We start from the raw sequence: 20,487 nt of genomic DNA, 5'->3' as shown, positions 1-20,487 counted from the left end.
TCCGCATCCCGGTGCACATGGTCGAGGTCATCAACAAGCTCGCCCGCGTGCAGCGTCAGATGCTGCAGGACCTGGGCCGCGAGCCCACGCCCGAAGAGCTCTCGCGCGAGCTCGACATGACTCCCGAGAAGGTCGTGGAGGTGCAGAAGTACGGCCGCGAGCCGATTTCGCTGCACACCCCGCTCGGCGAGGACGGCGACAGCGAGTTCGGTGACCTCATCGAGGACACCGAGGCCGTCGTCCCTGCGGATGCGGTCGGCTTCACCATGCTGCAGCGTCAGCTCGAGCAGCTCCTCGACTCCCTCTCCGAGCGCGAGGCCGGTGTGATCCGGATGCGCTTCGGGCTCGGTGACGGTCAGCCGAAGACCCTCGACCAGATCGGCGACACCTTCGGCGTGACGCGTGAGCGCATCCGTCAGATCGAGTCGAAGACGATGGCGAAGCTGCGTCACCCGAGCCGGTCGCAGTCGCTGCGGGACTACCTCGAATGAGTTCGCCCGCACCTCAGGCGCGCTCAGCCGGCCTGCGGTACGTCTTCCCCGTGCTGGCGGGAAAGCTCGCGCGTTTCGCGACCCGTCTGCGCGGGGGAGGGTCCGCCTTCCCCGGCTACCTCACCAACCGTCTCGCGCCGACCCTGCTGCCGACCCTGGCTGACCAGTTCCGCTACGGCGTGGTCTTCGTGCTGGGCTCGAACGGCAAGACCACGACGACGCACATGATCAGCGAGGTGCTGCGTGCGCACGGGCTGACGGTGTTCACCAACCCGACCGGCGCGAACCTGCCGCAGGGTGTCACCAGCGCGCTGCTGGCCGATGCCACCCTCACCGGCCGGATCAACGCCGACGTCGCCGTGCTCGAGATCGACGAGGGCTTCGCGGCTGATCTCGCCGACCGCCTCTCGCCCTCGGTGATCCTGTCGCTGAACGTGCAGGTCGATCAGCTGTACCGCTTCTACGAGACCGAGCGTGTCGCGGACATGATGCTCGACGCGTCCCGGCGCGCATCGGCACACGTGATCATCAACCGCGACGACCCGTACCTGTCGAAGATCGACGTCGAGGCGATGCGCGCCCCGGTGACGTTCTTCGGAGTCGCGTCCGACATCGTGGCATCCTCTAGGAACGGTCTCGCCAACGCGGTCGACACCCGCAGCGGGACGGCCGGCATCATCGACCGCGAGGCGTTCTCCGAGGTCCGCGAGGTGTCGGGCCGTGACGTGGTCGTGAACATCGGGGGAGCGGATGCCCGCATCACGCTTCCCGCCCGAGGTCTACACTACGCCGCCGACGCCGCGGCCGCCCTCGCGGTGGCATCCGGAGTGCTCGGCGCCGCGTTCGACACCGAGCGTGCCGCCACCGGCTTCGCGAACATGGCACCGGCCTACGGCCGCGGCGAGGTCATCCCGCTGCGCCGCGACGCCGCCGGCGAGCAGGTCGAGTTCGTCATGTTCAAGAACGCCCCGAGCATCCAGATGAATCTGGACGCGCTGGACGGCACCCCCGAGCGCGCCCTCATCGCGATCGACGAGGGAACCCCCGACGTCTCGTGGCTGTACGACGTCGACTTCACGGCGCTGCCGCGCGTCGACGTGGTGACAGGGGACAAGGCTCATCAGCTGGCTCTCGCCCTGGCATACGCGGGCGTCGAGATCGGCGCGGTCGAGCCCGCCATGGAGAAGGCGGTCGCGATAATGCGCTCGTTCCCCGAGACCGCGGCCGGCAGGCAGACGTGGTTCGTCAACTACGAGCTGATGATGATCGGTCGTCGCATCCTCGGGTACGGCGACCAGGAGGTGGCGCGCCGATGACGAAGATCAGCATCGTCCAGCTGTACCCCGCCGAGCTCGGCATCACGGGCGACCGCGGCAATGTCCGCACCCTCGAGGAGCGCCTTCGTGCGAGGGGCGTCGAGTACACCACCGCACACGTCGGCGTCGGCGAGCGGCTGCCCGACGACGTCGACATCGTCGTGATCGGCAACGGCCCGCTGTCGGCGCTGCGCGGTGTGCACACCGACTTCCTCGCCCGTGCCGACGAGCTGCGCTCCTTCCTCGCCGACGACCGCACGCTGTTCGCGATCGGCGGTTCGGCCGAGCTGCTCGGCGAGCGCATCGATCTCACCGACGGCGACAGCGTGCCGGGTCTCGGCGTGATGCCGTATCGGGTCGCGCGCACCCGCGACCGCCGGGTCGGGTACATCACCGTCCGCACCCCGGACACGGCCGTCGTCGGCTTCGAGGATCACGCCTCCGAATGGACCCTTGCCGATGGGGCTGCCGCGTACGGCACGGTCGTCGCCGGTCGCGGCAGCTATTCGCGCGGCGACTCCCGCGGCGAGTTCGTGCGCCATCGCAACGCCGTCGCCGGCAACGTGCAGGGTCCCGTCCTTCCGCTCAACCCGGCGCTGGCCGATGTGCTCGTTCGGGCGGTGGCCGCCCGCCGCGGACTGCAGCTTCCGGATGCGACGCCGAGCCCGTTCGACGAGTACGCGAAGGGCGCACGCGATGCCATCGAGCGGTTCGTCCATGACAAGGGCTTCAAGACCATCCAGCTCTGAGAGCGGGAGATCGTCATGACTGTCAGCAGCGCGCTGCCACGGGTGCTCCTCTGCGGAGGAGCGCTCGAGCGAGCGGCGCGTGCGCTCGTCGCGCCCGGCGCGCTCGTCGACCTGCGGCACGACGGTTTCGGTCACGGCGCTGTCGAGGCCGCCCGGATCCTCGCCGATGCCGGGATCACCGACGTGATCGTCGACCCCGAGCACGTCGCCGTCGTCTCCGGCAACCCGGACCTGCGCGTGCACACCGATGGCTCCGCCGACGTCGACCCGGCCGGGCTGTTCGGAATCCCGGATGCCGCGGGCTCGGCTCCCGTCGAGCCGGTGATGAGCCTGCACGGCCGCGTGCTCTCCACCAAGCCCCTGCGCGCCGGAGAGGCCGTCTCGTACGGCTACACGCACCGTGCCGCGGAAGACACCCGCGTCGCGCTGGTCACCGGCGGCTACGCCCAGGGCATCCCCCGTGTGCTCGGAAACAGCGTGCGGGTTCAGATCGGCGAACGGATGCTGCCGATCGTGGGACGCATCGCCATGGACGTGTGCGTGGTCGACCTGGAGGGCGGCGATGTCGCAGACGGCACATCCGTGGTCTACTTCGGCGGTCCGGGCGGTGCACGCGACGCTCTCGCTCGGTGGTCGACGGTGAGCGGGCTCACCGCACTGGAGATGGCCGTGGTCATCGGGCGGCACACGCAGAGGGAGTGGACGGCATGACAGGAGCTCTGCTCGAGATCTCGCGAGGCGCGTTCCGCCGCAACATCGCCGCGGTGCAGCGGCGCCTCTCGCCGTCGGACCTGCTGCTCGTGATGAAGGACGACGCGTACGGCCTCGGCATCGACTGGGCCGTGCGCGAGGCATCCGCGGTCGGAGTGACCTGGTTCGGCGGCTACGACATCCCCACCGCCCTGCGCATCCGCGCTCTCACCGATCGGCGCGTGTACGCGTGGGCGACGTCACCGCGCGCCGAGATCGCCCAGGCGATCGCGGCGGACATCGACCTCGGCGTCGGATCGGCCGCCTATCTCGACGACGTGATCGCCGAGGCCGACGCCGCCGGCGCGCGCGTACGGGTACACCTGAAAATCGACACCGGCCTGCACCGCAACGGGTTCCGCCCCGAGCAGTGGCCCGACGCCGTCACCGCCGCGCTGGCGGCCGAGCGTCGCGGCAGCGTCACGGTCTCGGGCGTGTGGAGTCACCTGTCCGAGGCCAGCGATGCGGACGACGACGCCGCACAGCGGGTGTTCCTCGACGCGGTCGCCCAGCTGGTCGACGCCGGGGGCGAGCCCGAGGTGCTGCACCTCACGGCGTCCGCCGCCGCGTGGTGGCGTCCCGAGCTGCGCGGCTCGCTGAGCCGCATCGGCGCGTTCTGCTACGGCATCCGCTCGGCCGACGGGCCGCCGCTCGACGGCCTCCGTCTGATCGCCCGGCTCAGTGCCCCCGTGGAGCAGATCGACGCCGACGTGGTCCGCGTCGGCATCGGAGCCTTCCACGGTCTGCCCTCGACCCTGCGCGGCGCGCAGATCGCCACGCCGGGCGGGCTCCGTCGCATCGTCGACATCAGCGGCACCGCCGTGACGGTCGAGCGATGGGAGGGAGTGACCGCGGGTCAGCGTGTGGTGTTCTTCGGGCCGGGTGCCGATGGCGAGCCGGACGCCACCGCCCTGGCCGAGCACGTGGACACGGTCGGCGAGGAGATCATCACCAGGCTCACTCCCGCGGTGCGTCGACTCGTGGTCGACTGACCGCCTCAGGCCTCGATGAGGCGGGCGGTCTCGTCGTGCCACGAGGTGGCGACGGCGCGCAGCTTCTCTTCGTACTTGCGTCCGTGGTGCGCGCAGAACAGCATCTCGGTGCCGTTGACCTCGGCGGCGATGTACGCCTGCGCCCCACAGGAGTCGCAGCGGTCCATGGCAGTGAGGCGGTACTCGACGGTCTCGCGCTCAGTCGTGGCGTTCATCTCGGTGCCTCCTCAGCGGGTCGGATCCCTTGTGGTCGTAGTCAATACAACCACGCGCGCCCTGAGTGCATGCCCGGATCGCGGCGTGTTTCGCTGTGCGCGTACGCCGGGTGCGCCGCCTTGTTGTGCGGGGAGTGTCGCGGTCCGACCCCTGGTCGCCCGGAAATAAGATGGATGACTGTGACTGCCGAGTATTCCGCCCACCATCTCCAGGTTCTCGAGGGCCTCGAGGCCGTGCGCAAGCGCCCCGGCATGTACATCGGCTCGAACGGGTCGCCGGGCCTCATGCACTGCCTGTGGGAGATCATCGACAACTCGGTCGACGAGGCCGTCGCCGGCAACGGCTCGAAGATCGACATCGCGCTGCACGCCGACGGGAGCGTCGAGGTGGCCGACCGCGGTCGCGGGGTGCCTGTCGACGTCGAGCCCCGCACCGGACTCACCGGCGTGGAGGTCGTCTACACGAAGCTGCACGCGGGCGGGAAGTTCGGTGGCGGCTCGTACGCGGCATCCGGCGGTCTGCACGGTGTCGGCGCCTCGGTCGTGAACGCGCTCTCGGAGCGCCTCGACGTCGAGGTCGACCGCGGTGGCAAGACATACGCGATGTCGTTCCACCGCGGTGAGCCCGGCGTGTTCGCCGACGACGGCGAGCCGCGCCCCGACGCCCCGTTCACGCCGTTCGAGCAGAAGAGCGAGCTGCGCGTGGTCGGCAAGGTGGCCAAGGGCGTGACCGGCACCAGGGTGCGTTATTGGGCAGACCGGCAGATCTTCACCAAGGACGCCGCCTTCCAGCTTCCCGAGCTCGAGACCCGCGCGCGTCAGACGGCATTCCTCGTTCCCGGGCTCGAGTTCGAGATCCGCGACGAGCGCCCGGCGACAGGCTCAACGACCCATGTGGAAGGAGCCTCCGAAGCGGATGCGTCCGCCGGCGCGCGCGTGACCACCTACCTGTACGAGGGCGGCATCTCGGAGTTCGTCGAGTACCTGGCATCCGACGCGCCCGTCACCGACACGTGGCGCATCCACGGCAGCGGACGCTTCACCGAGACGGTTCCTGTGCTGCAGGCCGACGGGCACATGAAGTCCACTTCCGTGGAGCGCGAGTGCGAGGTCGATGTCGCCCTGCGCTGGGGCACCGGCTACGACACCACGGTGCGCTCGTTCGTCAACATCATCGCCACGCCCAAGGGCGGCACGCACCAGCAGGGCTTCGAGCAGGAGCTGCTGAAGACCCTGCGCGGCCAGGTCGAGCAGAACGCCCGCCGTCTCAAGGTCGGAAACGACAAGCTCGAGAAGGACGACGTGCTCGCGGGGCTCACCGCGGTGCTCACCGTCACCGTGCCCGAGCCGCAGTTCGAGGGGCAGACCAAGGAGGTGCTCGGCACGCCGGCCGTGCGCACGATCGTCGCGCAGGTGGTGCGCACGCAGCTCGCCGAGCGCTTCGCGTCGACCAAGCGCGACGACAAGAACCAGGCGTCGATGCTGCTCGACAAAATCGTCTCCGAGATGAAGGCCCGCGTCTCGGCGCGCGCGCACAAGGAGACGCAGCGGCGCAAGACGGCGCTCGAGTCGTCGTCGCTGCCCGCGAAGCTGGTCGACTGCCGGTCGAAGGACTTCGAGCAGAGCGAGCTGTTCATCGTCGAGGGCGACTCGGCGCTCGGCACCGCACGGCACGCCCGCAACAGCGAGTTCCAGGCTCTGCTGCCGATCCGCGGCAAGATCCTCAACGTGCAGAAGGCGTCGGTCAGCGACATGCTCGGCAACGCCGAGTGCGCGGCGATCATCACGACGATCGGCGCCGGCTCCGGTCGCTCGTTCGACCTCAGCGCCGCCCGCTACGGCAAGGTGATCCTGATGAGCGACGCCGACGTCGACGGCGCGCACATCCGCACCCTGCTGCTCACCCTGTTCTTCCGCTACATGCGCCCGCTCGTCGAGGCGGGTCGGGTGTACTCCGCCGTCCCGCCGCTGCACCGCGTGATCGTCATGAATCCCGGCTCGAAGCCGAACGAGACCATCTACACCTATTCCGAGGCCGAGCTGCACGCTCTGCTCGCGAAGCTGCAGAAGTCTGGCAAGCGCTGGCAGGATCCGATCCAGCGCTACAAGGGCCTGGGGGAGATGGATGCCGATCAGCTGGCCAACACCACGATGGAGAAGTCCGGCCGGCTGCTGCGCCGCGTGACGATCGAGGACGCCGAGTCGGCGGATGCCGCGGTGCGCACCTTCGAGCTGCTGATGGGCAGCGAGGTGGCGCCGCGCCGCGAGTTCATCATGAGCTCGAGCGACCGGCTCAGCCGCGAGGCCATCGACGCCTGACCCTGGGTCCCTGAGCCTGCCGAAGGCCCCTGACCCTGCCGAAGGGCATGATCGCACCTGGGTCCCTGAGCCTGTCGAAGGGCCCTGACCGCGCCGGAGGGTCAGCCGATCGCGGTGCCGACCGACCCGATCACGGCCTCCAGCGGCTGGCCCGAGCCATCACGCTTCGCGCCGGACTCGGGCAGAACGCGAGCCGCGCCGTCGGTCCCGACGGCGCGCGGATCCGCACCCACCCAGGCCAGGCGAAGACCATCCTCGCCCTTCAGCAGCGCGTGCGCCCGCACCCCTCCGGTCGCACGGCCCTTCGCGGGGAACTCGGCGAATGCCGAGACCTTCGCCCGACCGGCGTCGGCGCCCGCGAGGGTGCCCTCCGCACCCGAGACGGTCACCACCACGGCGTCGTCTGCCGCGCCGACCACCGTGAACGAGATGACCTGGCTCTTCGCCCCGAGCTTCATCCCGGCCATGCCGCCGGCGGGTGCCCCCTGGGGTCGCACGTTCGACGCCGCGAAGTGCAGCAGCTGGGCATCCGAGGTGACGAAGACGAGCTCCGCGTCGTCGGGAGCAGGCGCGGCGCCGACGACCACGTCCTTCGGCTTCAGCCCGATGATCTCCAGCTCGGGTCGCACCGCGAGCGTCGAGGGGACGACGCGCTTCACCACGCCGTCCCTGGTGCCCAGGGCGACGGGGGTGTCGTCGTCGAAGCGGATGAGGGCGACGACCCGCTCGCTGCGGTCGGTGAGCCCGAGGTAGTCGGAGATGCGCACACCGGCACCGAGACCGACCGACGAGGCGGGCACGGCGGGGATGTCGAGGGGCGTGAACCGCACGACGCGTCCCGCGGTCGTGACCGCGCCGATCTCACTGCGCGTGGTCGTCTCCAGGCGTGCCTGAATGGCGTCGTGCTTGCTGCGACGCGGTGGCGTCGTGATCACGACGCCCGGCTCGAGGTCGACCCGCACGGCACGACCCGTGGTCGACAGCAGCAGCGTCGTCGGGGCATCCGCGATCTGCAGCTCCGCAGCCGACTTCGTGGTGCGCGCCTTCGGCGGCGCGGCGTTGAGCAGCAGGGTGCGCCGGTGCGTGCCGAACTGGTCGGCCACGGCGTCCAGCTCCTGCGCGACCTGAGCACGGATCAGGGCGGGATCGGCCAGCAGCGTCTCGAGTTCGGCGATCTCGGCGAGCAGCTTGTCGCGCTCCGCCTCGAGCTCGAGACGCGAGAACTTCGTCAGCCGGCGCAGGCGCAGCTCGAGGATGTACTCGGCCTGCACCTCGTCGAGCTCGAACACCTGCTGCAGGCGCGCGCGGGCGGTCTCGGAGTCGTCGGACGAGCGGATGACCTGGATGACCTCGTCGATGTCGAGGATCGCCAGCAGCAGACCGCGCACGAGATGCAGCCGCTCGTTACGCCGCGCCAGGCGGTATCGGCTGCGCCGCGTGACGACCTCGACACGGTGCTGCAGGTACACCCGCAGCAGCTCCTTGAGGCCGAGGGTGCGCGGCTGACCGTCGACGAGCGCGACGTTGTTGATCGAGAACGACTCCTCGAGCGGGGTGAAGCGGAACAGCTGCTCGAGCACCGCGGCCGGGTCGAAACCGGTCTTGACGGTGACGACCAGCCGCAGGCCGTTCTTGCGATCGGTCAGGTCCTGCACATCGCTGATGCCCTGCAGCTTCTTCGCGGTGACCGCGTCCTTGAGCTTCTCGATGACGCGTTCGGGCCCGACCTGGTAAGGCAGCTCGGTGATGACGATGCCGGTCTTGCGCGGCCCGAGCGGTTCGATCGAGGTCTTCGCACGCAGTCGGAAGGCCCCACGGCCCGACTCGTACGCATCCCTGACCCCGTCGAGGCCCATCAGGATCCCGCCGGACGGGAAGTCGGGACCGGGCACGAACTCCATCAGCTCGGCGGTGGTCGCCTCGGGGTTCTCGAGCAGATGAGTGGCCGCCGCGACGACCTCGATGAGGTTGTGCGGCGCCATGTTCGTCGCCATGCCGACGGCGATGCCGCTGGCGCCGTTGACGAGCAGGTTGGGGAATGCCGCCGAGAGCACGGCGGGCTGCTGGAACTGGCCGTCGTAGTTGGGCACGAAGTCGACGACGTCCTCGTCGAGGTTCTCGGTCATCGCCAGAGCGGATGCCGCCAGACGCGCCTCGGTGTATCGGGACGCCGCCGGTCCGTCATCGAGCGAGCCGAAGTTGCCGTGCCCGTCGACCAGCGGCACGCGCAGCGCGAAGTCCTGGGCGAGGCGCACCAGAGCGTCGTAGATGGCGGAGTCGCCGTGCGGGTGCAGCTTTCCCATCACCTCGCCCACGACGCGGGCGCTCTTGACGTGCCCGCGATCCGGGCGCAGCCCCATCTCGGCCATCTGGTACAGGATGCGCCGCTGCACGGGCTTCAGACCGTCGCGCGCGTCGGGCAGTGCGCGGGAGTAGATCACCGAGTACGCGTACTCGAGGAACGAGCCCTGCATCTCTTGCGACAGGTCGATGTCCTGGATGCGCTCCTGAACGGGCTCGGATGACGAGGGCTTTGGCATGGACTTCCTGCAGGTCGCTCGGTGCGGACTCGCGACGGCGCTCGGGCGCGGCGCGTCGGGCCACCTGTGCGAGACTGACCCGGATGCCTCTCATCCTACCGACCAGCCTTGATTCGACGCGGAGCATCAGCGGGGTGGCGCCACAGCTGCTCGCCTCGCTGCGCGGCGGAACCGCCGACCTTCGCACGGTGCGGTCTGTCGTGCTGGTGGTCGTGGACGGGCTGGGCGCGCCGGCACTGCGCGCGCACGCCGGACATGCGCGCACGCTGTCGTCGGCCATGGCGAAGAAGGACGTCGCGGGATCCGTGTTCCCCACCACGACGGCAGCCGCGCTGACCAGTCTGCTCACCGGGGTGGCTCCCGGAACACACGGCCTGGTCGGGTACCGCGTGCGCGACCCCGAGTCCGACGTGCTGGTGAACCTGCTCAGCGGGTGGGAGGCCGGACGAATCGACCCCGTGCAGTGGCAGAGCAGCGCGACGGTGTTCGAGCAGGCCGCGGCGGCCGGGCATCCGGCGTTCGCCGTCGGCATCCCGGCCTACGCCGGCAGCGGATTCTCCGGGGCGACGCTGCGCGGCGCCGACTTCCGGTCGGCGCGCGGCGCGGCCGAGCGTGTGGAGCTGGCCTGGGAGCTCGCGGATGCCCACGACGGGGCCCTCGTGTACTGCTACCTGCCCGAGGTCGACAAGGCGGGCCATCGCCACGGCGTCGACTCGGCCGAGTGGATCGCCGCCCTGGAGGACGTCGATGCCGCGCTCTCGCGACGGGTTCCCGGCGGGGTGGGGGTGCTGGTCACCGCCGATCACGGCATGATCGACGTGCCGCACCACCGCCAGCTCGTGCTGGACGCCGCGGGCGGCTGGCACGACGGCATCCGGCACATCGGCGGCGAGCCGCGGATGCTGCACGTCTACGCCGAGCCCGACGCCGACCAGGCAGGTCTGCTCTCGCGCTGGCGACGGGACCTGGAAGGGGCGGCCGACGTGGTCAGCCGCACCGAGGCGATCGACGCCGGACTGTTCGGACCGGTGGAGTCCGATGCCGTGCGCGAGCGCATCGGCGACATGCTGGTGATCGCACGAGGCAATGTCGCGCTCTACGACGCCGAGGCCGACGACCAGCGTGGGCGCGGCATGGTGGGTCAGCACGGTGCACTGACGCCGGAGGAGTGGCGCGTGCCGTTCATCCGACTCGGCGACTTCCGGCGCTGACGGGCGGGCGGGCGCTCACTCGTCGGTGCGCGCTCCGAACACGATCTCGTCCCAGGAGGGCATCGCGTTGCGGCGCTTCCGGCGTCCGCTGGGCTGCTCGGCTGCCGGCTCGGGCTTCGTCTCGGACGGCTTCGGCTCGGCGGCCTTGTCGTCGGGCTCGTCGAGCGCGTCGAACAGCGCCAGCGGCGACGCATCCTCGTCGTCGCTGCCGTCGAACAACGGTGCCGACTCGCGCTGGCCGCGACAGCGGCGCAGCGCCTCGAGCAGGTCGGCGGTCTCAGAGCTCGTGCGGTGCTCATCGGGGGCGCGGCGGGCGGCGGCATCCTGAACGGCAGCGCTGGAGTGCTCGGCGACCGGAGGCTCCTCGGTCTCCTCCGGCGGGGGCAGCAGCCGCGGACCGAACGCCCCCGAGTCGAAGCGGCTCTCGTCCTTGTACGGCGAGACGCGCTCCGCCTCGACCGCGCGCAGGCGCGGGATGAGGCCCTCGGGAAGCGAACCCTGCCGGGAGAGCTGTGCGGCGTCGGCGTTGATCGGCGACAGCGTGCTGCGGCGCGGGTCGAACACCCAGCGTGCATCGTGCGCGACCTCGTTCGCCGTGAACTCGAGCTTGACCGTCCAGCCGGCCTCGTCCTTCCAGCTCGCCCAGCGCTCGTCGGACGCTGCCAGGTCGGCCAGCTTGGCGCGCACGGCGGAGCCGAAGGTGGGCTGCGCATCGGGCTCCACCTCGCTGCCGATCAGCACCGGCACGGCGAGAGCCTGGTTGACGATGTGCTCGCGTTCGGCGAGGACGGGGCCCTCGAAGCGCGCCACGTCGGACTCGCTCACGCCGAGCAGGGCGGCGACCTCGGCGGCCGTCAGGCCCGCGCGGATCTGCGCCTGGATGTCTCGCGGGCTCGCGGCCAGGCGCGCCGGAGCAGGTTCGGCCTCGCGAGTCGCTCGACGCACCTCTCGATGCAGGACGTCGTCGATGGGGAGCGCGAAGCGCTGCCCGGACTCGGTCGCGAGGACGAGGACTCCCGCTTCCGTTCCGACGATGGTGACGTTTTCCATGCCAATGCCCCTCTGATGGGTGTGCGTTCATGGTGTCACGGGCAGGCTGATCGAGTGGGGAATACGGCGGGCGTGCCGCGAGTTTTCCCGACCGAGCCGACAGGCATTTGCTTATTGGTGCGCAGTCGTGCAAACTATGGCCCGCCGATCACCCGATATCGGATCCCCCCACCCCCAGATCACACACACCACGGAAGTGGAGAATCACCGCATGGCAACCGATTACGACGCCCCTCGCAAGAGCGAAGACGACTCCGAGTCGATCGAAGCCCTCAAGGAGCGCGTGCCGAACACCCAGTCCGGCGCCGGCGACGTCGAGGACTCGGACAACCCGACGGGGTTCGAGCTCCCCGGCGCCGACCTCTCCGACATGGAACTCGATGTCGTCGTGCTGCCCGCGCAGCAGGACGAGTTCACCTGCATGAGCTGCTTCCTGGTGAAGCACCGCTCGCAGCTCGACCACGACGGCGCGGACGGCCCGATCTGCAAGGAATGCGCCGCCTGATCACCGACACGCACGCGCCCCGGCCTGATGGCCCGGGGCGCGTTCTGCATTCCGGCGCGTCAGCCGCGCTGTGCGCGCGCCGTGCGGATCGCCGCCGCCAGGCGGTCGGGGGTGCGCGAGGAGATCGTCCAGCTGTTCACCGGGTCGTCCGGGTCGGTGACCGGCACGACGACGACGCCGTCGATGCCGCCGCGCAGCAGATTCCAGCCGTCTCTCGCGATCTGATGCGTGCGCCTGGCCCTGGCCTCCTCGCCTGAGAACTCGCCGGGCTCACCCAGCCAGGCGGCGTCGATGTGCGCGCGCCCCGCATGCAGCACGCCGTCGACCACGCGGATGGTGGGGGAGAGGGCGATGCTCACGACCACGAGCACGAGCGAGACGGCCGCTCCGACCATCAGCGCGAGGCTCGCGTCGAGCGGTGTCAGCACGAGCGACACCATCGGGCCGGCGAGGGCGATGGTGATCAGCAGCGCCAGGCCGGGGGCCAGTCGCTCGCGGTAGGTCTCGCGCGTATCGGGGTGAAGGTTCTGCATTAGCCTCATGGGGTGACTCATTCCGTTGCCGTCCCCATTATCTCGGCGAACGTCCCGTTCTACGCGCACCCCGGAGATGCCGGGGCCGATCTGGTGTCGACCGAGGCGGTCCGGCTCGAGCCCGGTGAGCGGGCGCTGATCGGCACGGGCGTGCGCATCGCGTTGCCCGAGGGGTATACCGCCTTCGTCGTGCCGCGCAGCGGCCTCGCCGCCAAGCACGGCATCACCGTGGTCAACTCGCCCGGCACCGTCGACGCCGGCTACCGGGGCGAGATCAGGGTCAGCCTGCTGAACACCGACAGCAGGGAAGCGTACGATGTGGCGGTCGGCGACCGCATCGCGCAGCTCATCGTGATGCCCGTCGTGCAGGCGCGTTTCGAACCCGTCGACGACCTGCCCGACAGTGTCCGCGGCGACGGCGGATTCGGGTCGACCGGCTACACCCAGGGAAAGAGCGAATGACTGAAGAGATCGAACCCACGCTGAAGTCCGCGCCGGCCGACCGGGCGACCGCTGGCCCGTTCGACGACAGCGAGGCGAACCCCGTGCGCCCGTACATCGACCTCGGTGGCATCAAGGTGCTGCCCCGTGAGGGCCTCAACCTGCGTCTCGAGGTCGAGGAGCAGAGCAAGAGGATCGTGGCCGTCGGCCTCGACTACGCCGGCTCGTCGCTGCAGGTGCAGCCCTTCGCCGCGCCGCGCTCGCGCGGGCTGTGGGATGAGACCCGCGTGCAGCTGCGCGACCAGATCCGCACGCAGGGCGGGCGGGTCGAGGAGCGCGAGGGCACGCTGGGCAAGGAGCTGCTCGCCGAAGTGCCCGCCACGGCGGCGGAGGGATCCGGCATGCGACTGGCGAGATTCGTCGGCGTCGACGGCCCGCGCTGGTTCCTGCGCGGAGTCATCGGCGGCGACGCCGCCTCCGACCCGGCCGCGGCCGAGCAGGTCGAGGACCTGTTCCGCTCGATCGTCGTCGTGCGGGGCGCCACGCCGATGCCGCCGCGAGACCTGATCCCGCTGAAGATGCCCTCCACGCCGGGATCGGCGTGACATCGGCCGACGACCGGGACGATACGCCCGCCCCCGGGCATCCGTCATCCGAGCCGGTCGGCTCCGCCGACCCGACGGCGGCGGACGTGATCGGTGCCGCTCTCGGCGGCGCCGCGCGCCGGGCTGGACTCAGCACGGAGACCGACGAGAGCGCCCACCGGATCGTGTGGAGTGCGATGGGCGGCTGGCGCGGGATCGTCGAGTCGGTGCTGCCCAGCCTCGCGTTCGTGATCCTGTTCACTCTGCGCCCGGAACCCCTGATGCTCTCCCTCGGCGTGTCGGTCGGGATCGCCGCCGTGTTCACGACCATCCGCCTCGTGCAGAAGTCGCCCCCCGCCGCGGCGTTCGGAGGCCTGGTGGCGGCGGCCGCAGCGGCCGGCCTGGCGCTGTGGACGGGACGCGGGGCCGACAACTTCGTGCCAGGTCTGATCACGAACGCGGTCTACGGCACGGTGATGGTCGTCGCGGCCCTGGTCGGCTGGTCGATCATCGGACTCGCGGTCGGCTTCCTGATGGGCGAGGGCACCGCGTGGCGCGATGACCGTCGCAAGCGCCGCGCGTTCTTCTGGCTGGGGCTGGCCTGGGGCGTGCTGTTCCTGCTGCGACTGTCGGTCCAGCTGCCGCTGTACCTCACGGATCAGGTGACCCTGCTGGGCACGCTCAAGCTGGTCATGGGCCTGCCGCTCTTCGCGCCCATGGTCGCCGTGACGTGGCTCGTCGTCCGCGCGCTCTACCGACGCGCCGAGTAGCAGCCGACGATCGTCGGTTCTGGTAGATTTATCTTGACGTCAAGATAAATTGCTCATTCCGTCGAGCGGTCGTCCGACGCAGACTGGTAAGGACAACCTTGCTAGCCGTGGCGATCATTCGGCGAGCAAGATGGAAGCGCCTGTCGCTCCCATCCGATCAGAAGGAGACGGATTCGTGTCCACGGTGAACAGCTTCGGTGCCAAGAGCACCCTGACAGTCGGCAGCACCGACTACGAGATCTTCCGCATCGACACGGTGCCGGGGAACGAGAAGCTCCCCTTCGCTCTGAAGGTGCTCCTCGAGAACCAGTTGCGCACCGAGGACGGCGCCAACGTCACGAAGGCGCAGATCGAGGCGCTCGGATCATGGGACCCCGCCGCGGAGCCCGACACCGAGATCCAGTTCACGCCCGCGCGCGTGGTCATGCAGGACTTCACGGGTGTGCCCTGCATCGTCGACCTCGCCACCATGCGCGAGGCCGTCACCGCACTCGGCGGCGACCCGAACCGCATCAACCCGCTCTCTCCTGCGGAGATGGTGATCGACCACTCCGTGATCGCCGACCTGTTCGGGCGTCCGGACGCGATCGAGCGCAACGTCGAGATCGAGTACCAGCGCAACGGCGAGCGGTACCAGTTCCTGCGCTGGGGCCAGACGGCGTTCGACGACTTCAAGGTCGTGCCCCCGGGGACGGGCATCGTGCACCAGGTGAACATCGAGCACCTGGCCAAGGTCATCTACGACCGCACCGTCGACGGCGTTCTGCGCGCGTACCCCGACACCTGTGTCGGCACCGACTCGCACACCACGATGGTCAACGGCCTGGGCGTGCTCGGCTGGGGCGTCGGCGGCATCGAGGCCGAGGCCGCGATGCTCGGTCAGCCCGTGTCGATGCTCATCCCGCGGGTCGTCGGCTTCAAGCTGACCGGTGAGATCCCCGCCGGCGTCACCGCCACCGACGTGGTGCTGACGATCACCGACATGCTCCGCCAGCACGGCGTGGTCGGCAAGTTCGTCGAGTTCTACGGCGCCGGCGTCGCATCCGTCCCGCTCGCGAACCGCGCCACGATCGGCAACATGTCGCCCGAGTTCGGGTCGACCGCGGCGATGTTCCCCATCGACGACGTGACCCTCGACTACCTGCGCCTCACCGGCCGCGACGACCACGCCGTCGACCTGGTCGAGCAGTACGCCAAGGTTCAGGGCCTGTGGCACGACGTCGACAAGGAGCCCTCGTACTCGGAGTACATGGAGCTCGACCTGTCGACGGTCGTCCCCTCGATCGCCGGACCCAAGCGTCCGCAGGACAGGATCCTGCTGTCCGAGGCGAAGCAGCAGTTCGAGAAGGACATCGTCAACTACGCGGAAGCCACCACCAGCGACGACATCGTCGACCTCGAGTCGAAGCACTCGTTCCCGGCATCCGACCCTGGTCAGGTCCCCGGTGAGGAGTCGCCGACCACGCGCCCGGTGCACATCAACAGCGGCGCGCCGGCGAACGTCTCGCGCCCGGTGCCCGTCACCACGCCCGAGGGGCAGAAGTACATCCTCGACAACGGTGCCGTGACGCTCGCCGCGATCACCTCGTGCACCAACACGTCGAACCCGTCGGTGATGATCGCCGCCGGTCTTCTCGCCCGCAAGGCGCGTGAGAAGGGACTCACGCAGAAGCCGTGGGTCAAGACCACCCTCGGCCCCGGCTCGAAGGTCGTCACCGACTACTACGAGAAGTCCGGCCTCGACAAGGACCTCGAGGGTCTCGGCTTCTACACCGTCGGCTACGGCTGCACGATCTGCATCGGCAACTCCGGACCGCTGATCGAAGAGGTGTCCGAGGCGATCAACGAGCACGACCTCGCGGTGACGGCGGTGCTCTCGGGCAACCGCAACTTCGAGGGCCGCATCAGCCCCGACGTGAAGATGAACTACCTCGCAAGCCCGCCGCTGGTCGTCGCATACGCGATCGCCGGTTCGATGCACTTCGACTTCGAGACCGATCCGCTCGGCAAGGACGAGGCCGGCAACGACGTCTTCCTGAAGGACATCTGGCCGGCCCCCGAAGAGGTGCAGGAGATCATCGACTCGTCGATCTCGCGCGATCAGTTCATCAAGCAGTACGCCACCGTGTTCGACGGTGACGAGCGCTGGAAGAACCTGCCGACGCCGACCGGTCCGATCTTCGAGTGGGACGACGCGTCGACCTACGTGCGCAAGGCGCCCTACTTCGACGGCATGGAGCTGACCCCGGCACCTGTCACCGACATCACCGGCGCTCGCGTGCTGGCGACGCTGGGCGACTCGGTCACCACCGACCACATCTCGCCGGCAGGAAACATCAAGGCGGGCACCCCGGCCGCGCAGTACCTCACCGAGCACGGCGTCGAGCAGCGCGACTTCAACTCCTACGGATCGCGCCGAGGCAACCACGAGGTGATGATCCGCGGCACGTTCGCGAACATCCGCCTGAAGAACGCGCTCGTCAAGGCCGTCAACGACGGTCAGCAGATCGAGGGCGGCTTCACCCGCGACTTCACGCAGGAGGGCGGTCCGCAGGCGTACATCTACGATGCGTCGCAGAACTACCAGGATCAGGGCACCCCGCTGGTGATCTTCGGCGGCAAGGAGTACGGCTCGGGATCGTCGCGCGACTGGGCGGCCAAGGGCACCAACCTGCTGGGCGTCAAGGCGGTCATCACCGAGAGCTTCGAGCGCATCCACCGCTCCAACCTCATCGGCATGGGCGTCGTTCCCCTGCAGTTCCCGGCGGGCGAGACCTGGGAGTCCCTCGGGCTCGACGGCACCGAGGTCATCTCGATCGAGGGCCTGACGGCCCTCAACGAGGGCACCACGCCGAAGACGGTCAAGGTCACGGCCACGCCGAGCGAGTTCTCGGCAGAGGGCCGCGAGCCCATCACCTTCGACGCGGTCGTCCGCATAGACACACCCGGTGAGGCCGACTACTACCGCAACGGCGGCATCCTGCAGTACGTGCTGCGTTCGCTGGTCTGATGCGAGCCGACAGGGGTCCGGATGCTTCGGCATCCGGACCCCTGTCGCATCCCGGATGGCTCGGATGCGTCGGCATCCGGGGCCCGTGGCTCTACCCGAGATAGAATATCCGGATGCGCGCGCCGTCCCCGGCGGGCGATCAACGTCGCGGAAGGGTGTCCATGCCGATCCTGCCGAGCATCACCGGCCCCCGAGATCTCGATCGACTCTCCAGCGGGCAACTGGTCGAGCTGGCGGCCGAGATACGGGCATTCCTCGTCGAGAACGTCGCTCGCACCGGCGGTCACCTCGGGCCGAACCTCGGCGTCGTCGAGCTCACGATCGCCCTGCACCGGGTGTTCTCCTCGCCCGATGACCCGATCATCTTCGACACCGGCCACCAGTCGTACGTGCACAAGCTGCTCACCGGGCGCCAGGACTTCTCGAGCCTTCGCTCCCGCGGCGGACTCGCCGGGTACCCGCAGCGTTCCGAGAGCGTGCACGACGTCGTCGAGTCCTCGCACGCGTCGAGTTCGCTGAGCTGGGCGGACGGCATCTCGCGGGCCCTCACCGCGACGGGACGGGCCGACCGGCACGTCGTGGCGGTCGTCGGCGACGGCGCGCTCACCGGCGGGATGACCTGGGAGGCGCTGAACAACATCAGCGACGACAACGAGCGCAACCTCGTCATCGTCGTGAACGACAACGGCCGCTCCTACGCGCCGACGATCGGCGGAATGTCCCGCTATCTGAACCGCGTGCGCACCGCGGGGGTGTACCGCGAGATGCACCGGAAGTCCGACCGGCTGTTCCGCGCCTTCGGTCCGCTCGGGCGCGCGGTGTTCCGCGGCGTGCGCGGCGGAACGCACGGCTTCCTCTCGCGCTTCACGAACAACGTGGCGCTGTACTCCAACCTCGACATCAAGTACCTGGGTCCGGTGGACGGCCACGACGTCGACGCACTCATCGAGACGCTGCGCTTCGCCAAGGACTACGGCGCCCCGGTCATCGTGCACGCGATCACCGAGAAGGGCCGCGGCTACCAGCCCGCCCTCGACGACGTGGCCGACCAGTTCCACGCCGTCGGACGCATCGACCCGAAGACCGGCGGTGCGCTGTCGTCATCGTCCGGCACGTCGTGGACCTCGGTGTTCTCGGACGCGCTGGTCGAGATCGGCGGTCGCGACGACAAGGTCATCGCGATGACCGCGGCGATGCTGCGTCCGACTGGCCTCGCCGCCTTCGCCGAGCGCTTCCCCGATCGGGTGTACGACGTCGGCATCGCCGAGCAGCATGCCGTCGCGTCCGCCGCGGGGCTCGCGTTCGGCGGTCTGCACCCCGTGGTGGCGATCTACGCCACGTTCATGAACCGCGCCTTCGACCAGGTGCTGATGGATGTCGCGCTGCACCGCGCCGGGGTGACGTTCGTGCTCGACCGTGCCGGCGTGACCGGACCGGACGGGCCCAGCCACAATGGCGTGTGGGATCTGGCGATGCTGCAGATGGTGCCTGGCATCCGGATCGCCGCCCCGCGCGACGCAGTGCGCCTGAGCGAATGCCTCGCCGAAGCCGTCGCCGTCGATGACGCGCCCACGGTGATCCGCTATCCCAAGGGCGACGTGCCCGACCCGATCACCGCCGTCGAGCGCCTCGCCGACGGCACCGACGTGCTCGCCCGCGGCGACGAGGAGGACGTGCTGATCGTCGCGATCGGCTCGTTCGCCGAGATCGCCGTGAAGATCTCCGAGCGGCTGCGCGACCGCGGGGTCGGCGTCACCGTGATCGACCCGCGCTGGGCGGTGCCCGTGCAGCCTGCGGTCGTGTCGCTGGCCGCTCGGCACCGGCTCGTGATCACCCTGGAGGACGGCATCCGGGTCGGGGGCATCGGCACGCGCGTGCGCCAGGTGCTCCGGGAAGCCGGGATCGACACCGGGGTGGACGAGCTGGGCCTGCCGGACGAGTTCCTCGACCACGCGTCCCGCGAGCAGATCCTCGAGGATGCCGGGCTGACGATCGACAAGATCGCGGCCGACATCGTCGCGCAGGTGGGCGGGACACGCATCCCGGTGGCGAAGGCTCCCGGGCAGACCGAGGCCGTCGACGTCTCACTCATCCAGAAGCGCTGAGCTCTGCGAGCATCCGCTCGACGATCTCGGTGACCGGGGAGAGCAGCGCCGCGCGCCGCGACGGCACGAGTCCCACACGCAGCCGGCGCTCGAGCACGTCATCGGCGCTGAGAGCACCCTCCTCCCGCACGGCGTTGACGACGTCCTGCTCGGTCGCCGTCACGCCGTCGACGAGGGGCCGCTGAGGGAGATGCTCAGGCAGCGGCACGAGTCTCAGGGACGCTGTGCGGCACGCGCCGGCATCGAGCCGGCCCACTTCGACCGCCAGGTCGACGGCATCCTCGGCCATCCGTCGGTAAGTGGTCAGCTTTCCGCCGAGCACGCTCACGAAGCCGTCGCCCGACTCGCTCACGAGATGCCGACGGGAGATGTCGGCGGTGGCGGCATCCCCGCTGTCGACCAGCGGACGAAGACCCGCGAACGCCCCCCGCACCCGTTCCCGCGGCAGGGGCGAGTCGAGCACGCGGTTCAGCGTGTCGAGCAGGAAGGTGATCTCGGCGTCGGTCGGCTCGGCGACCTCGGGCACCGCACCGGGGGCGTCTTCGTCGGTCAGTCCCACGTACACGAGTCCGTCCGCCTGGGGCAGGGCGAACACGTAGCGGCTGATCGAGCCGGGGTGCGGGATGGCGAGGGCGGCGGTGGGATGCCCGAGATCGGCGGCGTCGAGCACGATGTGCGTGCCACGGCTGGGTCGCACCCGGATCCCGTCGTCGAGTGAGCCCGCCCAGACACCGGTGGCGTTGATCACGGCGCGAGCCCGCAGGTGCAGGCTCTCTCCGGTGAGCAGATCCTCGGCGTCGGCGCCGTGCGCGTGCAGCGCGCGGGCGCGCACCCGGGTGAGGATCTTCGCGCCGAGCGCGGCCGCGGTGCGCGCGACGGTGACGACGAGGCGAGCATCGTCGTCGA

General features: G+C 69.8%; 18 protein-coding genes. 13 read left to right on the top strand and 5 right to left on the bottom strand.

Annotated elements, in window-relative coordinates:
- The 5 genes from RT309_RS06300 to RT309_RS06280 form a co-directional block, all read left to right on the top strand.
- On the top strand, positions 1 to 491 hold a 491-nt coding region (locus tag RT309_RS06300; RefSeq protein WP_313356023.1), incomplete at its 5' end, for a sigma-70 family RNA polymerase sigma factor.
- A complete protein-coding gene (locus tag RT309_RS06295; protein ID WP_313356022.1) occupies positions 488 to 1,807 on the top strand; it encodes a MurT ligase domain-containing protein in 1,320 nt (439 codons plus the stop codon). The genes RT309_RS06300 and RT309_RS06295, both read left to right, overlap by 4 nt.
- The gene (locus RT309_RS06290; protein ID WP_313356021.1) at positions 1,804 to 2,556 is read left to right on the top strand and encodes a hypothetical protein; all 753 of its coding nucleotides are present in this window, start codon (positions 1,804 to 1,806) and stop codon (positions 2,554 to 2,556) included. The genes RT309_RS06295 and RT309_RS06290 overlap by 4 nt, the downstream gene beginning before the upstream one ends.
- Before the next feature lie 15 nt (positions 2,557 to 2,571).
- Entirely contained in the window at positions 2,572 to 3,267 is a 696-nt protein-coding gene (locus tag RT309_RS06285) for an alanine racemase C-terminal domain-containing protein (RefSeq protein WP_313356020.1), read from the top strand.
- On the top strand, positions 3,264 to 4,298 hold the full coding sequence (locus tag RT309_RS06280) for an alanine racemase (RefSeq protein ID WP_313356019.1): 1,035 nt from the start codon (positions 3,264 to 3,266) through the stop codon (positions 4,296 to 4,298). Before RT309_RS06285 ends, RT309_RS06280 begins: the two co-directional genes overlap by 4 nt.
- A gap of 5 nt (positions 4,299 to 4,303) precedes the next feature.
- Here the strand turns inward: RT309_RS06280 and RT309_RS06275 are convergent, their stop codons facing one another.
- A complete protein-coding gene (locus RT309_RS06275; RefSeq protein WP_099196012.1) occupies positions 4,304 to 4,513 on the bottom strand; it encodes a hypothetical protein in 210 nt (69 codons plus the stop codon).
- 174 nt (positions 4,514 to 4,687) lie between these two features.
- Between RT309_RS06275 and RT309_RS06270 the strand changes: the two genes are divergently transcribed.
- Complete coding sequence (locus tag RT309_RS06270) at positions 4,688 to 6,832, top strand: DNA topoisomerase IV subunit B (RefSeq protein WP_313356018.1); 2,145 nt, start codon at positions 4,688 to 4,690, stop codon at positions 6,830 to 6,832.
- A 101-nt stretch (positions 6,833 to 6,933) separates the two neighbouring features.
- On the opposite strand, the gene RT309_RS06265 is transcribed toward RT309_RS06270, so the two are convergent.
- Positions 6,934 to 9,372, bottom strand: a complete 2,439-nt coding sequence (locus tag RT309_RS06265; protein ID WP_313356017.1) for a DNA topoisomerase IV subunit A — start codon at positions 9,370 to 9,372, stop codon at positions 6,934 to 6,936.
- 83 nt (positions 9,373 to 9,455) lie between these two features.
- Between RT309_RS06265 and RT309_RS06260 the strand changes: the two genes are divergently transcribed.
- Positions 9,456 to 10,583, top strand: coding sequence for an alkaline phosphatase family protein (locus RT309_RS06260; protein ID WP_313356016.1), 1,128 nt, complete (start codon positions 9,456 to 9,458; stop codon positions 10,581 to 10,583).
- A gap of 15 nt (positions 10,584 to 10,598) precedes the next feature.
- Here the strand turns inward: RT309_RS06260 and sepH are convergent, their stop codons facing one another.
- Positions 10,599 to 11,633, bottom strand: a complete 1,035-nt coding sequence (sepH, locus tag RT309_RS06255; protein ID WP_313356015.1) for a septation protein SepH — start codon at positions 11,631 to 11,633, stop codon at positions 10,599 to 10,601.
- Positions 11,634 to 11,844: 211 nt separating this feature from the next.
- On the opposite strand from sepH, the gene RT309_RS06250 reads away from it, so the two are divergent.
- Positions 11,845 to 12,138, top strand: a complete 294-nt coding sequence (locus RT309_RS06250) for a DUF4193 domain-containing protein (protein WP_313356014.1) — start codon at positions 11,845 to 11,847, stop codon at positions 12,136 to 12,138.
- Between the two features lie 59 nt (positions 12,139 to 12,197).
- Here RT309_RS06250 and RT309_RS06245 read toward each other — a convergent pair whose 3' ends face one another.
- Positions 12,198 to 12,680 (bottom strand): DUF3093 family protein, encoded by a 483-nt coding sequence (locus RT309_RS06245; protein ID WP_313356013.1) that lies wholly within the window; start codon positions 12,678 to 12,680, stop codon positions 12,198 to 12,200.
- Positions 12,681 to 12,683: 3 nt separating this feature from the next.
- Between RT309_RS06245 and dut the strand changes: the two genes are divergently transcribed.
- The 5 genes from dut (at position 12,684) to dxs (ending at position 19,581) form a co-directional block, all read left to right on the top strand.
- Positions 12,684 to 13,133, top strand: a complete 450-nt coding sequence (gene dut / locus RT309_RS06240; RefSeq protein ID WP_313356012.1) for a dUTP diphosphatase — start codon at positions 12,684 to 12,686, stop codon at positions 13,131 to 13,133.
- Positions 13,130 to 13,717: a DUF3710 domain-containing protein gene (locus tag RT309_RS06235; protein WP_071640401.1), complete on the top strand. Its 588-nt coding sequence runs from the start codon at positions 13,130 to 13,132 to the stop codon at positions 13,715 to 13,717. Before dut ends, RT309_RS06235 begins: the two co-directional genes overlap by 4 nt.
- Positions 13,714 to 14,466 (top strand): DUF3159 domain-containing protein, encoded by a 753-nt coding sequence (locus tag RT309_RS06230; protein ID WP_396654421.1) that lies wholly within the window; start codon positions 13,714 to 13,716, stop codon positions 14,464 to 14,466. The genes RT309_RS06235 and RT309_RS06230 overlap by 4 nt, the downstream gene beginning before the upstream one ends.
- Before the next feature lie 130 nt (positions 14,467 to 14,596).
- Positions 14,597 to 17,476, top strand: coding sequence for an aconitate hydratase (locus tag RT309_RS06225; protein ID WP_313356011.1), 2,880 nt, complete (start codon positions 14,597 to 14,599; stop codon positions 17,474 to 17,476).
- Between the two features lie 161 nt (positions 17,477 to 17,637).
- Positions 17,638 to 19,581: a 1-deoxy-D-xylulose-5-phosphate synthase gene (dxs, locus tag RT309_RS06220; protein WP_313356010.1), complete on the top strand. Its 1,944-nt coding sequence runs from the start codon at positions 17,638 to 17,640 to the stop codon at positions 19,579 to 19,581.
- On the opposite strand, the gene RT309_RS06215 is transcribed toward dxs, so the two are convergent.
- Positions 19,565 to 20,487 (bottom strand): FAD-dependent oxidoreductase (locus tag RT309_RS06215; protein WP_313356009.1); only part of this gene is annotated, 923 nt, incomplete at its 5' end. The genes dxs and RT309_RS06215 overlap by 17 nt on opposite strands.

The organism is Microbacterium sp., from assembly GCF_032084865.1.
Taxonomy (GTDB): Bacteria; Actinomycetota; Actinomycetes; order Actinomycetales; family Microbacteriaceae; genus Microbacterium.
Note: the sequence above shows the minus strand (reverse complement) of the source record. Positions and strands in the feature narration are given on the sequence as shown.